11 protein-coding genes and 1 pseudogene are annotated in these 13,108 nt (G+C 64.1%); 11 read left to right on the forward strand and 1 reads right to left on the reverse strand.

The features are described 5' to 3' along the window. Positions 1–46 precede the first annotated feature (46 nt). Positions 47–337 (forward strand): annotated as a pseudogene (locus FJ938_RS29780) (WYL domain-containing protein); the annotation flags it as partial. A gap of 301 nt (positions 338–638) precedes the next feature. Here FJ938_RS29780 and FJ938_RS02965 read toward each other — a convergent pair. Continuing rightward, positions 639–1,748 carry a Gfo/Idh/MocA family oxidoreductase gene (locus FJ938_RS02965; RefSeq protein WP_140690915.1) on the reverse strand — a complete coding sequence of 370 codons (1,110 nt, stop codon included), beginning with the start codon at positions 1,746–1,748 and terminating at the stop codon, positions 639–641. A 155-nt stretch (positions 1,749–1,903) separates the two neighbouring features. Here FJ938_RS02965 and FJ938_RS02970 point away from each other — a divergent pair, with 155 nt between their 5' ends. The 10 genes from FJ938_RS02970 (at position 1,904) to FJ938_RS03015 (ending at position 13,071) form a co-directional block, all read left to right on the forward strand. Continuing rightward, the gene (locus FJ938_RS02970) at positions 1,904–2,749 is read left to right on the forward strand and encodes a MurR/RpiR family transcriptional regulator (protein WP_181168994.1); all 846 of its coding nucleotides are present in this window, start codon (positions 1,904–1,906) and stop codon (positions 2,747–2,749) included. 224 nt (positions 2,750–2,973) lie between these two features. After that, positions 2,974–4,908 (forward strand): 5-dehydro-2-deoxygluconokinase, encoded by a 1,935-nt coding sequence (gene iolC / locus FJ938_RS02975; RefSeq protein ID WP_140690919.1) that lies wholly within the window; start codon positions 2,974–2,976, stop codon positions 4,906–4,908. Positions 4,909–4,943: 35 nt separating this feature from the next. Next, complete coding sequence (gene iolD, locus FJ938_RS02980; RefSeq protein ID WP_140690921.1) at positions 4,944–6,794, forward strand: 3D-(3,5/4)-trihydroxycyclohexane-1,2-dione acylhydrolase (decyclizing); 1,851 nt, start codon at positions 4,944–4,946, stop codon at positions 6,792–6,794. Positions 6,795–6,966: 172 nt separating this feature from the next. Continuing rightward, entirely contained in the window at positions 6,967–7,884 is a 918-nt protein-coding gene (gene iolE, locus FJ938_RS02985) for a myo-inosose-2 dehydratase (RefSeq protein ID WP_140690923.1), read from the forward strand. 44 nt (positions 7,885–7,928) lie between these two features. After that, the gene (locus FJ938_RS02990; protein WP_140606613.1) at positions 7,929–8,147 is read left to right on the forward strand and encodes a DUF3329 domain-containing protein; all 219 of its coding nucleotides are present in this window, start codon (positions 7,929–7,931) and stop codon (positions 8,145–8,147) included. 326 nt (positions 8,148–8,473) lie between these two features. Then, entirely contained in the window at positions 8,474–9,286 is an 813-nt protein-coding gene (gene iolB / locus FJ938_RS02995) for a 5-deoxy-glucuronate isomerase (RefSeq protein ID WP_140690925.1), read from the forward strand. Positions 9,287–9,438: 152 nt separating this feature from the next. Beyond that, positions 9,439–10,146 (forward strand): DUF1045 domain-containing protein, encoded by a 708-nt coding sequence (locus FJ938_RS03000; protein WP_140612632.1) that lies wholly within the window; start codon positions 9,439–9,441, stop codon positions 10,144–10,146. Positions 10,147–10,194: 48 nt separating this feature from the next. After that, positions 10,195–11,334 carry an alpha-D-ribose 1-methylphosphonate 5-triphosphate diphosphatase gene (locus tag FJ938_RS03005; protein WP_140690928.1) on the forward strand — a complete coding sequence of 380 codons (1,140 nt, stop codon included), beginning with the start codon at positions 10,195–10,197 and terminating at the stop codon, positions 11,332–11,334. Continuing rightward, positions 11,331–11,960, forward strand: a complete 630-nt coding sequence (gene phnN, locus FJ938_RS03010; protein WP_181168988.1) for a phosphonate metabolism protein/1,5-bisphosphokinase (PRPP-forming) PhnN — start codon at positions 11,331–11,333, stop codon at positions 11,958–11,960. Before FJ938_RS03005 ends, phnN begins: the two co-directional genes overlap by 4 nt. A gap of 193 nt (positions 11,961–12,153) precedes the next feature. Then, positions 12,154–13,071 carry a MurR/RpiR family transcriptional regulator gene (locus tag FJ938_RS03015; RefSeq protein WP_140612636.1) on the forward strand — a complete coding sequence of 306 codons (918 nt, stop codon included), beginning with the start codon at positions 12,154–12,156 and terminating at the stop codon, positions 13,069–13,071. Positions 13,072–13,108: the final 37 nt, after the last annotated feature.

Below are 13,108 nucleotides of genomic sequence, written 5' to 3' on the forward strand. Positions count from 1 at the left end.
GGCTCACGCCGCCTTCAGCCTTGCAATGCCTGGGTTTCGCGGCACCTCGGCCGGAGCGACCGACCTGGCGCCGGTGCGCCGCGCAATCCTCAACGAGCAGAAGCTCGGCCGACAAGCCTGACCGCGCCTGCAGGCGCCTGATCCGCCCGACCCCGCTCAACTCCTACGCTGAAACCGCCAACATCGTCGCCTGGTGTGAACTCCGCCAGGCGATCTGCAATTCCGCAACGATCGCATCGAGGATGCCCCGACCGAGCCGTGGTTCAAAGGCAAAGGCGACGGCTTGCGGCAGGTCTGGGTGAACGGGTGGGAGACGAATACCACCGCTGGTAACTGAGACGTTTGCCGCCGTTCGCGAGTAGCACCGACCGGTGTGCCCCGCGATCAGCACCAACTGATTGATTTGAAATGTCGGCGCTGCCCCTCATCTGCCTGCCGGCATCTTCTCCCCCTGTAGTGACGGGGAGAAGGGAGCGGTTTCGGCCTTGGCGCTTGCCCTGCGGTGCGGGAAACTGGCGAAATCCGTGGCGAAGGCCCGGCAGGGCAATGAGGGACGGCGCCGACGTTAAAGCTAGCAGCGGGCGTGGCATCATATGTGTTCCCCGCTGGATAGCGCTCGATCGGCGGCCAAGCCGCCGCTACCGCACATCGACCCAGCGCTTCTCCTCGAACGAGCGCGCCATGGCGTGCACGGTGCGCTCGATCTCCAGGCCTTCGGCGAACTCGATGAGCCGCGCCGGCTTGCCGGCGAGCCGCGTCAGCAATTCGCGGCACTCGATGATCTTGAGATCGTTGAAGCCGAGGCCATGACCGGGCGCCGGCACAAAGGCGTCGTACGGCTTGTGGTGCGGCGCCACCAGGATGGTGCGATAACCCTGTTCGGTCGGGCGGTCCGATGTGAGGTAAAGCTGGAATTCGTTCATCCGCTCCTGATCGAAGAGTATCGAGCCCCTGGAGCCAAAAATCTGGACGGCGATGCGGCCCTTGCGGCCCCAGGCCGAGCGGTTGACCTGGAGCGTGCCGGCAATGCCGTTTTCCAGATGCATCAGCACGCTGGCGATGTCGTAGGTTTCGACCGCGCGGCGCCCGCCGGCCGCCAGCTTGCGGTCGGCATAGGGCTTGGCCATGTCGCAGATGACGCTGGTGACGCGTCCGAACAGCACAGAGACCAGCGACAGCGGATGCACGGCGAAATCGTCGAGCGCGCCATAGCCCGAAGCGGCCTCGTGCTTCCAGAAGAACAGCGCCTCGGGATCGGCCATGAAATCCTCATCCATCTCGATGCGCAGATGGTTGACCTCGCCGATGATTTTCTCGTCGAGCAGCGCGCCGATGTGGCGGATGGCCGGGCTCTGGATGTAGTTGTAGCCAAGGGCCGCGACCTTGCCTGATTTCTTGGCCGCGGCGGCCATCGCCTCGGCTTCGGCAAAGCTCGGCGCCATCGGCTTTTCGCACCACAGATGCTTGCCGGCTTCAAGGATGGCGATGGCCATCTCCGGATGGAACTGGTTGGGCGTGGTCAGCGAGACGATATCGACCTCCGGGTCGTTGACGACGGCGCGCCAGTCGCCGGACGCCCTGGCGAAGCCGAATTCGCCGGCCTTGCGCCTGGCGAGATCCTCATTGACCTCGCCGAGGTGGACCAGCCGCGGCTTGGCCACGTCGGAGAAGACGGCGCCGACAGCGCTCCACGCGATGGCATGGCATTTGCCCATGAAGCCCGTGCCGATAAGACCTACGCCGACCATCCGCGATTTCTCCACTGCTTGAAGCGCCGATTGGATGAATTAATCCATTTTCTTGGGGAATGGAATGTCTGCCTCATTTTTTATGGCGTTCTTGCGCAAGCTCGCTATGATGAGGCAGAGAGGACGCTTCACGGATGAGCTTGAACGGGCCGACGATGGACGAACTGGTACCTCGCGACTTCGAGACGCTGCGCGCCACTATCCTGGATCGGCGCGAGAACCTGCCCAAGCGCATCGCCCAGATCGCCGCCTATGCGCTCGACAATCCGGACGACATCGCCTTCGGCACCGCTGCAAGCATCGCCGCCTCGGCCGGCGTGCAGCCTTCGACCCTGATCCGTTTCGCCCAGCAGCTCGGCTTCGACGGCTTCACCAGCCTGCAGCAGGTGTTTCGCGAGCGGCTGCGCGAGCGCAATTCTTCCTATGACGAGCGGTTGCAGGCGCTGCGGGCCAAGGCTGACGCCGGCGCCGGCCACCGGGCGATCTTCGACGGCTTCGTCGCCGCCGCGAGCACCTCGCTCAACGACATTTCGCGCACGCTGGACGACGCGCATCTGGAAGACGCGATTTCCCTGCTGGCGAAGGCGCAGACCATCTATGTGCTGGCCAAGCGGCGCTCCTACCCGGTGGCGACCTACATCGCCTACGCGCTGGGCAAGCTGAAGATCCGCAACCAGCTGATCGAATCGGCCGCCGGCCTGAATGCCGAGATAGTCGGCTTTGCGACGCCGGCGGACGCCGTCATCGCCATCAGCTTCTCGCCCTATGCACCGGCCACAATCGAGGAAGCACGCAGCATTTCGGAACAGGGCGTGCCGATCGTCGCCATCACGGACAGCTCGTTTTCGCCGCTTGCCCAGTTCGCCAGGGTCTGGTTCGAGGTTGCCGAGGCGGACTTCGCCGGTTTCCGCTCGCTGTCAGCGACGATGGCGCTGGCCATGGCGCTGACCGTCGGCGTCGGCGAAAAGCGGCGCGATGTAGGCCGCAAGCGCAAGGCCTGAACCTGCACGCTAAAACGATTGGCGAGGCCGGAAACCCGACAATGCCTGTTGCTTCCCCCGCCTTCGGGCCGGGATCATGGTCCCGCACTTTTCAGCCCGGGAATGCTCATTCCATATTGACTATGGTTTGGAATTATTATTTCATATTACCGGCGCCACGCTGCCGCTCGCGCGTGTTACCCAAACAATGTTGTCCATGACAACAAGCCCTACGGGAGGTTCCAATGAGCGAAGCCGTGGACGCGAAACAGGCGCCGCTCGACGTCATCACCATCGGTCGTGCTTCCGTCGACCTCTATGGCCAGCAGATCGGCTCGCGACTGGAGGACATCACCTCATTCGCCAAGTCGGTCGGCGGCTGCCCGGCCAACATCTCGGTAGGCACAGCGCGGCTCGGCCTGCGTTCGGCGCTGCTGACGCGCGTCGGCGACGAGCAGATGGGCCGCTTCATCCGCGAACAGCTGAAGCGCGAAGGCGTCAACGTCGACGGGCTGAAGACCGACAAGGAACGGCTGACCGCGCTGGTGCTGCTATCGGTCGAGAGCGAAGGCGTTTCGCCGATGATCTTCTACCGCACCGACTGCGCCGACATGGCGTTGGCGCCGGAAGACATCGACGAGGCTTTCATCGCCTCGGCGCGCTCGATAGTGGTCACCGGCACGCATTTTTCGCGCCCCAACAGCGACGCCGCCCAGCGCAAGGCGATCCGCATCATGAAGGCCAAGGGCGGCAAGGTTGTCTTCGACATCGACTATCGCCCTAACCTGTGGGGGCTCGCCGGCCATGCCGAGGGCTTCGAGCGCTATGTGAAGTCGGACCGGGTCTCGGCCCAGTTGAAAACAGTGCTGCCCGATTGCGACCTCATCGTCGGCACCGAGGAAGAGATCATGATCGCCTCTGGCGCCGACGACTGCCTGAGCGCGCTGAAGACGATCCGCTCGCTATCGTCGGCCACCATCGTGCTGAAGCGCGGCGCCATGGGCTGCATCGTCTATGACGGGCCGATCAGCGACGATCTCGAGGACGGCGTCGTCGGCAAGGGTTTTCCGATCGAGATCTACAATGTGCTGGGCGCAGGCGACGCCTTCATGTCCGGCTTGCTGCGCGGCTGGCTCGGCGGCGAAAACCTGGAAACAGCGGCGACCTGGGCCAATGCCTGCGGCGCCTTCGCCGTTTCGCGGCTGCTTTGCGCACCGGAATATCCAACCTTCGAAGAGCTGCAGTTCTTTCTGAAGAACGGCAGCAGGCACCGGGCTCTGCGCAAGGACGAGGCGATCAACCACATCCATTGGGCGACCACGCGCCGGCGCGAGATCCCTTCGCTGATGGCGCTCGCCTGCGACCATCGCGTGCAGCTCGAGGACGTCGCGGCCAAGGCCGGCGCCGATCCTGCGCGCATCCGCGATTTCAAGGTGCTGGCCGTCAAGGCGGCGGCGAAGGTTGCCGCCGGCCGCGACGGCTACGGCATGCTGATCGACGAGAAACATGGCCGCGAGGCGATGTTCGAATTCGCCCGCCATCCCTTCGCCTGGCTTGGACGCCCGGTGGAACTGCCGGGATCGCGGCCGCTGCGCTTCGAGTTCTCGCAGGACATCGGCTCGCAGCTTGCCGAATGGCCTGTCGATCACTGCATCAAGTGCCTGTGCTTCTACCATCCCGACGATCCGGCGGCCTTGAAGGAAGAACAACAGCAGAAGCTGCGCGCGCTATTCGAAGCCGCGCGCAAGGTGGGCCGGGAACTTCTCATCGAGATCATCGCCGGCAAGCACGGCAAGCTCGACGACACGACAATCCCACGCGCGTTGGAAGAGCTTTACGCGCTTGGCATCAAGCCTGACTGGTGGAAGCTCGAGCCGCAGGCGTCGAGCGGCGCCTGGGCCAGAATCGAGGCGGTCATCCTGAAACATGATCCCTGGTGCCGTGGCATCGTGCTGCTTGGGCTCGAGGCGCCGCAGGACGAGCTGGAAGCCGCTTTCGCCGCCACCGCCAAGGCGCCCATCGTCAAGGGCTTTGCCGTCGGCCGCACCATCTTCGTCCACGCCGCCGAAGAGTGGCTCGCCGGCAGGATGTCGGATGACGAGGCCGTCGCCGACATGGCGTCACGCTTCGAGCAACTGACCGAAGCGTGGCTTGCCGCGCGTGGCCGCAAGGCAGCATAAGAAAGCGCGGCACAAGGACTGCGGAGGAAACCATCATGAGCAAAACAATCCGCCTGACGATGGCGCAGGCGCTGACCCGCTTCCTGTCCCGCCAGATGACCGAGATCGACGGAAAAAAAATGCCGATCTTCGGCGGTGTCTGGGCGATCTTCGGCCATGGCAATGTCGCCGGCATCGGCGAGGCGCTCTATCAGGTGCGCGACGACTTGCCGACCTTCCGCGCCCACAACGAACAGGCGATGGCGCATGCGGCGATCGCTTACGCCAAGGCCAATTTCCGCCGCCGCTTCATGGCCGCAACAAGCTCGATCGGTCCGGGCGCGCTCAACATGGTGACCGCGGCGGCACTCGCCCACGTCAACCGCTTGCCGGTTCTGTTCCTGCCTGGCGATGTCTTCGCCAACCGCATCCCCGATCCGGTGCTGCAGCAGGCCGAGGATTTTTCCGACGGAACCGCGACCGTCAACGACTGTTTCCGTCCGGTCTCGCGCTATTTCGACCGCATCACGCGGCCCGAGCAGATCATCCCGGCGTTGAGCCGCGCGATGCAGGTGCTGACCGATCCGGCCGATTGCGGGCCGGTGACTTTGTCGCTCTGTCAGGATGTGCAGGCCGAGGCCTATGATTATCCGGAGAGCTTCTTTGCCGAGCAGGTCTGGCATCAGCGCCGGCCGCGTCCGGACCGCGGCGAGCTTGCCGCCGCTGTCGCAGCACTCAAGGCCGCCAAGAAGCCGCTGATCATCACCGGTGGCGGCGTCCTCTATTCGCAGGCCTCGGATGAGTTGGCGACATTCGCGGGAGGTGCCGGCATTCCGGTCTGCGAGACGCAAGGCGGCAAATCCTCGCTGCCGGACAGTCATCCGCTCAATATGGCGGCGGTCGGCGTCACCGGCACTTCGGCCGCCAATCGGCTGGCTGAGGAAGCCGATGTGGTGCTGGCCATCGGCACGCGGCTGCAGGATTTCACCACCGGCTCTTGGGCGCTGTTCAAGAACTCCGGCAAGACCATCATCGGGCTCAACGTGCAGCCTTTCGATGCCGGCAAGCACCGCGCGCTGCCGCTGGTCGCCGATGCGGCAGAGGGGCTCGCCGAACTCGGTGCCGCGCTGAAAGGCTGGAAGGCGCCCGCCGCATGGACCGACAATGCGGCCGAGGGCAAGAGGGCCTGGCAGGCCGATGCCGCCAAGGTGACGGCGCCGACCAATGCCGCCTACCCGTCCGACGCGCAGGTGATCGGCGCCGTGCAGCGGGCCATGGGCTCCGACGTGACCTTGCTGCATGCGGCCGGCGGCCTGCCGGGAGAACTGCACAAGCTCTGGCAGGCCGGCACGCCCGGCTCCTACCATGCCGAATACGGCTTCTCGACCATGGGCTACGAGATAGCCGGCGGGCTTGGGGCCAAGATGGCGAAGCCGGACGAAGAGGTCGTCGTCATGATCGGCGACGGCTCCTACCTGATGCTCAATTCCGAGATCGCCACCTCGGTGATGCTCGGTTTGAAGCTGACCATCGTGCTGCTCGACAACAGGGGTTTCGGCTGCATCAACCGGCTGCAGATGGCAACCGGCGGCGCCAACTTCAACAATCTGCTGAAAGACTCGCGCCACGAAATCCTGCCCGATGTCGACTTTGCCGTGCATGCCGCGAGCATGGGAGCGATCGCCGATAAGGTGCCGTCGATCGCCGAGCTGGAAAACGCGCTGTGGAAGGCGAAGACAAACGACCGCACCACCGTGCTGGTCATCGACACCGACCCGCTGGTCTCGACTGATGCCGGCGGCCACTGGTGGGACGTGGCGGTGCCGGAAGTCTCCGCGCGGCCACAAGTGAACGCGGCACGCAAGACCTATGACGAGAAGCGGCAGATGCAGAGTGTTGGTGACTAATGTCGGCGCCGCCCCTCACCTTTACCCTCTCCCCGTAAGAACGGGGAGAGGGGTCGCCAGCGTCGCGATCAGCCCTTCTCCCCATCCCTGTACGGGGAGAAGGTGCCGGCAGGCGGATGAGGGGCGGCACTGACGGCCGAAGAATGAGCTGTTTTGAAACTGGAGTGATGACTTGAAAGCCAAACTGGGCATGTCCCCCATTGCGTGGTGGAACGACGATCTTGCCGAACTCAGCGATGATGTGTCGCTGGAGGAGTGCCTGCGCCAGTCGCGCTCGGCCGGCTTCACCGGCATGGAGATGGGCCGGCGTTTTCCCAACGATCCCGCTGTCATGCTGCCGATCCTGAAGGCAGCCGACGTGACGCTGTGCGGCGGCTGGTTCTCGGGAACGCTGGTCGATGAGGACATGGCCAAGAACAAGGATCGCATCCAGCCGATGATCGACCTGTTCAAGGCGGTCAATGCGCCCTGTATCGTCTATGGCGAGGTCGGCCGCTCGATCCAGGGCGACCGTTCCAAGCCGCTTGCCACCAAGCCGAAACTCACCAGCGACGAGATGAAGGCGTATGGCCGGCGCCTGACCGAGTTCGGCGAATGGTGTGCCGAACAAGGCATGCCGCTGTCCTACCACCATCATATGGCGGCGGTGGTCGAGACCGAGCCGGAACTCGATGCCTTCATGCGCCATTCCGGCGAAGGCATTCCGCTGCTGCTCGATGCCGGCCACCTGGCCTTCGCCGGCGGCGATGTGCTGCGCGCCATCGACAACCACCACAGGCGCATTAACCATGTCCACGTGAAGGATGTGCGCATGGGCGTGATCGACAAGCTCGACCGCACGAAGCAATCCTTCCTCGACGCGGTGGCGCTCGGCGCCTTCACGGTGCCGGGCGACGGCTCGCTGGATTTCGGCGCCATCGTGCAGCGCTTCGCCGATCATGGTTATGAGGGCTGGTTCGTGGTGGAGGCCGAGCAGGATCCGAAGAAGAACCCGCCGCGCAGGATGGCGCAGGTGGGCCACAATGAACTGATGCGGGTGATGACGGCGGCCGGTTACACGGTCGAAACGCAAGGTTTTCCGAATGCGTGAGTGCAGCGGTTCTCGGTGATGATACCTTGCTGTAGGCTGGCCGGATGAAAGATTCCGAACATCCCTTCTTCCGACCGCTGTGGCGGCGCGTCGCCGTCGTCGCGGTCTGCGTCCTCTGGTCAGTCATCGAATTCGCCACCGGCACGCCGTTCTGGGGCGTCATCGCGCTCGGCTTTGCCGGCTATGGCGTCTGGCAGTTTTTTTACCTCTACAAGCCGGCCGACGAGAGCAAGGCAACGGCCGAGCCCGAAGCGAAGGAGTGACTGATCCTATGCGTTGGCGATTAGCTTGGCCTCCGCAAATCTTCGGCCGGCGCCCTTCCAACTTCGTCATCCTAGGGCGAAGCAGGAGCGAAGCTCCGTCGCGGAGACCCTGGGATCCATGCCGTTACCTCGGCCGAAGGGCACAGCGGAGCGGAATTCTGCACCGTCACACCAGCTTCAAAGTCTTGGCATGGATCCTAGGGTCTGCGCTGCGTCGCTACGCTCCTTGCTGCGCCCTAGGATGACGAAGTTAGAAGCACTGCACCCTTTCAAACAGGCGGCTTGGCTTCAGGGAATCCTTCAAGCCAACGGAATAGGAGACAAAAATGTCGAAACTGCTGGTGAAGGCCGACAAGGGCCATGGCCGCGTTGCCCATGTGACGCCGAAAAGCGCCGGCTGGACGTATGTCGGTTTCGACCTGCATCGGCTGAAGCCGGGCGAAAGTGCCTCGGGCCAAACGGCCGATCGCGAGGTCTGCCTGGTGTTCGTGACCGGCAAGGGCACCGCCACCACCGGAGGCAAGTATCTTGGGGTGCTCGGCGAGCGAATGTCGCCCTTCGATGGCAAGCCGTGGTCGGTCTATGTTCCCGAGGGATCGGACTGGTCGGTAACGGCCGATACCGAGCTGGAACTGGCGGTCTGCTCGGCGCCGGGCCTGGGCGGCCGGTTGCCGGTTCGGGTGATCGGGCCGGACGATCTCGGCCAGGAGGTGCGCGGCAAGGGCACCAATACGCGCTACGTCACCAACATCCTGCCGGAAGGCAAGCCAGCGGACTCACTCCTGGTGGTCGAGGTCATCACGCCGGGCGGCCATACGTCGAGCTACCCGCCGCACAAGCATGACCAGGACAATCTGCCCGCCGAATCCTATCTCGAGGAAACCTACTATCACCGCCTCAACCCGCCGCAGGGCTTTGCCTTCCAGCGCGTCTATACCGACGCCGACAAGAATGGGCATCGCGCACTGGACGAGGCCATGGCGATCGAGGATGGCGACGTGGTGCTGGTGCCCAAGGGCTATCACCCCTGCGCCGCCTGCCACGGCTACGACCTCTACTATCTCAACGTCATGGCCGGACCAAAGCGGACGTGGAAATTCCACAATGCCCCCGAGCACGAATGGTTGATGAAGGCCTGAGAATCGGGGCGGGACCGGTGAAGCTATTGGTCCAGCTCGGAAAAATCGTCGGCTAAGGAACTGAAGGAGCGATTTGCCTTCGAAAACCCTTCAAAGCTTCGTCAATCCGTCATGGAAATCACCTATGGCAACGGATCTGATGAGGACTTGCCATGCGTTATGCCATCTATTTCGCCCCCCGGCAGGACGAACCGCTGGCGCGGATCGCCGCCAACTGGCTGGGCCGCGACCCGTTCGGCGCGGCGACAAAGCCGGTTGAGGCCGTGGCCGACCTTGCGGCGGCGGAAGTTGCTTTCCACACCGCTTCGGCGCGTCGCTATGGCTTCCACGCGACGCTGAAAGCCCCGTTCCGTCTTGCGGTGAACGAGACAGAGAGTTCGCTGCGCGCGGCACTCGACCAATTCGCCGAGGCGACGCCGGTGGTGACGATCCCGCGTCTCGTTGTCAGCCAGATCGACAGCTTTTTCGCGCTGGTGCCGGACGGTCCGCTGCCGCCGCTCAACCGCTTCGCCGACGACGTCGTGCGCGATTTCGACCGGTTCCGTGCGCCCCTGACCGAAGCCGAGATCGAACGGCGCAGTCCGGATTCGCTGAAGCCGGCCGAGTTCCGCAATCTCTGCCAGTGGGGTTACCCCTATGTCTTCGAGACGTTCCGCTTTCATATGACGCTGTCCGGGCGGGCAGGGCCACAGGAAAGCCCTCGTCTGCGCGCGGCAATCGACAGCCTGTTCGCGGATGTGCTTCGGCAGCCGGTGCTGGTGGATGGACTGACGCTGTTCGTCGAACCCGAACCAGGCGCGCCATTCCTGGTGCTTTCGCAGCACGCGCTGGGACGGCGCCCGACCAGAAAAACCGCCTGACCGCCTGCCGGAATAGCTCCGGCCGGAGATAACCGAGGACTGCCCGAAATGACCGCCGAGACTGTTCTTTCCAACGCCCGCATCGTGCTTGCCGACGAGATCGTCGAGGGTTCGCTGGTGCTGCGTGACGGCTTAATCACCGGCATCGATCCAGGTGCTGCCCGAACCGGCGACGACATGGGCGGCGACTATATAATTCCGGGACTGGTCGAACTGCACACAGATCATCTCGAGGGCCATTACGCGCCGCGGCCGAAGGTGCGCTGGAACCCTATCGCGGCCGTGCTCGCCCATGACGCGCAGGTCGCGACCGCCGGCATCACCACCGTGCTCGACGCCTTGCGGGTCGGCATGGATGAAGACGCCGACCTGACCTCGGACGACATCCGCAAGCTCGCCGATGCGATCGAGGACAGCGTGCGGGAAGACCGGCTGCGCGCCGACCACTTTATCCATCTGCGTTGCGAAGTTTCGGCGCCGGACTGCCTGCGGGCCTTTGCCAATTTCGAGACTGACGACCGGGTGAAATTGGCGTCGCTGATGGACCATGCGCCGGGCCAGCGCCAGTTCGTCAATCTCGAGACCTATGCCTATTATTACCAGCGCAAGCTGAAGCTGAGCGACCAGGACTTCCAGAAATTCTGCGAGAAGCGGATGGGCGAATCGGCAAGCAATTCCGGCCCAAACCGGGTCTTCATCGCGGCGGCCTGCCATGAGCGCGGCATCGTTCTGGCGAGCCATGACGATGCGACGACAAGCCATGTCGAGGAGGCGATCGAGCAAGGCGTCCGGGTCGCCGAGTTTCCGACCACCGAGGAAGCGGCGCGGGCTTCGAAAGCCGCCGGACTCGGCGTGCTGATGGGCGCGCCCAACGTCATGCGCGGAGGCTCGCATTCGGGCAATGTCTCGGCACGCACGCTGGCCGGCAACGGCCTGCTCGACATCCTGTCATCCGACTATATCCCCTTCAGCCTGATCCAGTCCGCCTTCTTCCTCGGCGACATGGTCGAAGGCATTTCGCTGCCGCAGGCGGTCGCCATGGTTTCGAAAAACCCGGCCGAAGCGATCGGTCTGACCGACCGCGGCATCATCGAACAGGGCCGCCGCGCCGATCTGGTGCGCGTGCGCGTCGACGATCATGTTCCGGTCGTGCGCACCGTATGGCGGCAGGGGCGCCGGGTCGCATGATGGTGTCCGCCTTGATCGAGCGTGAGTTGTCCGCCGAAACGTTCCCGATCCGCCATGGCGTGTTTGTAGCGGTCGTAGGCCCAAGCGGTGCCGGCAAGGACACGGTGATCGGCTACGCCCGCGCGCTTTTTGCCGACGAGAGCCGGCTGGAATTCGTGCGCCGCGTCATCACCAGGCCGAGCGATGCGGCGAGCGAGGATCACGACACGCTGGCCGATGCCGCCTTTGTCGAGGCCGAGGCCGACGGCGCCTTCGCCATCTCCTGGGAGGCGCATGGGTTGCGCTATGGCCTGCCCGCCGATGTCGACTGGTCGGTCGCCAATGGCCATGTTGCGGTGGCGAACGTGTCGCGCGCGATCATACCCTCCTTGCGCGAGCGCTACGCCAATCTGGCCATTGTCGAGATCACTGCTTCGCCTGACGTGCTGGCCGAGCGACTGGCGATGCGCGGCCGCGAATCGCGCGGCGAAGTGCTGGCCCGGCTGGCGCGCAGCGCCAATGTGACCTTGTCCGGTCCCGGCGTCACCACGATCGACAACAGCGGTCCGCGCGAGGCGGCTGGCGAGCGCTTCGCCGAACTGCTGCGCAAGGCAATGGCCTTTTCCGACATGTCGGGCATGATCTAGGCCCTCCGCCCTACAGCTCAATTTTCGCACCTCACGAGGCAACGGCCGCCGCTTCCGGCGGTTTGCGGCCGCTCGTCTTTCGGTAGGCAGACATGTTCGCCTGGGCCGACCGCCATTGTCACATCCTTGTAATAGACATTTCGGATGGTGGCGCCCGTTGCAATTGCTACAGCCAGAAAAATGACCGCCCGACATGACATATGATGCCTCGAAAGATCGGAAGGCGACGGTCGATGCCCGGGTCCAGGCGGCGCTAGAAAATCTGCCGCCCGCCGAGCAGCGCATGGCGCGGTTCTTCGTCGACCAGAAGCAGTCCGTCCTGCTGGGATCGGCCGCCGAGATCGCCGAATTGGCCGGCACCAGCGACGCCACCGTCGTTAGGACGGCGCGCTCGCTTGGCTTCGAAAGCCTCTCGGCGCTTCGCCAGATGCTGCTGTCGGACCTGACCGGCACGCCATCCCCCGGCAAGCGCCTGGCGCGCACCTTGCAGGAGACTGGCGACGACAGCGCCGGCGCGTTGCGACATGTGATCGACATCCACGAGAGCGTGCTCGACGTGCTGAAGCGTCCGGAGATGGCGGCCGCGTTCGAGCGCAGCATCGACATTCTGGCGCAGGCCAATCGCCGCCATGTCTTCGGCATCGGTCCATCGGGCGCCATGGCCGACTATGCCAGTTTGCAATTCAACCGGATTGGCCTGCCGACCAGCGCGCTGTCGGTATCGGGAATTGCGCTCGCCGACCGCCTGCTGTGGCTCGCCAAGGGCGACGCCGTGCTGATGATGGCCTATGCGCCGCTCTACCGCGAGGTCGAGATCATTCTCGAACAAGCCAGGCAGGTCGATGTCCCGGTCGTGCTCATCAGCGACAATCTGGCTCCACTGGTGTCCGGCAAGGTGGCCGAGACGCTGCCAATACCGCGCGGCAAGGCCGATCACCTGGCCATGCATGGCGGCACGATCGTGCTCATCGAAGCGATGATCATCGGGCTGGCGAAACGAAACAGCGAAGCCGCCTTTGATGCCCTCGAGCGGCTGAGCACGGTTCGTGGGGCGATCGACAAGGCATGGACAAAGCGCGGCGTCCGCAAGAATAATAACAATAAAAGCTAGAAACTCCTGCGCGTGACACAAAACATTCAATTTGTTC

This window comes from Mesorhizobium sp. B2-4-14, assembly GCF_006442155.1.
Lineage (GTDB): Bacteria > Pseudomonadota > Alphaproteobacteria > Rhizobiales > Rhizobiaceae > Mesorhizobium.

Excerpts from the sequence above, each read along its gene's own strand:
- FJ938_RS02990 (WP_140606613.1), top strand. The coding sequence starts at position 7,929 with ATGAAAGATTCCGAACATCCCTTCTTCCGACCGCTGTGGCGGCGCGTC.
- iolD (WP_140690921.1), top strand. The coding sequence starts at position 4,944 with ATGAGCAAAACAATCCGCCTGACGATGGCGCAGGCGCTGACCCGCTTC.
- FJ938_RS03005 (WP_140690928.1), top strand. The coding sequence starts at position 10,195 with ATGACCGCCGAGACTGTTCTTTCCAACGCCCGCATCGTGCTTGCCGAC.
- FJ938_RS02965 (WP_140690915.1), bottom strand. The coding sequence starts at position 1,748 with ATGGTCGGCGTAGGTCTTATCGGCACGGGCTTCATGGGCAAATGCCAT.
- phnN (WP_181168988.1), top strand. The coding sequence starts at position 11,331 with ATGATGGTGTCCGCCTTGATCGAGCGTGAGTTGTCCGCCGAAACGTTC.
- FJ938_RS03000 (WP_140612632.1), top strand. The coding sequence starts at position 9,439 with ATGCGTTATGCCATCTATTTCGCCCCCCGGCAGGACGAACCGCTGGCG.
- iolB (WP_140690925.1), top strand. The coding sequence starts at position 8,474 with ATGTCGAAACTGCTGGTGAAGGCCGACAAGGGCCATGGCCGCGTTGCC.
- FJ938_RS03015 (WP_140612636.1), top strand. The coding sequence starts at position 12,154 with ATGACATATGATGCCTCGAAAGATCGGAAGGCGACGGTCGATGCCCGG.
- iolC (WP_140690919.1), top strand. The coding sequence starts at position 2,974 with ATGAGCGAAGCCGTGGACGCGAAACAGGCGCCGCTCGACGTCATCACC.
- FJ938_RS02970 (WP_181168994.1), top strand. The coding sequence starts at position 1,904 with ATGGACGAACTGGTACCTCGCGACTTCGAGACGCTGCGCGCCACTATC.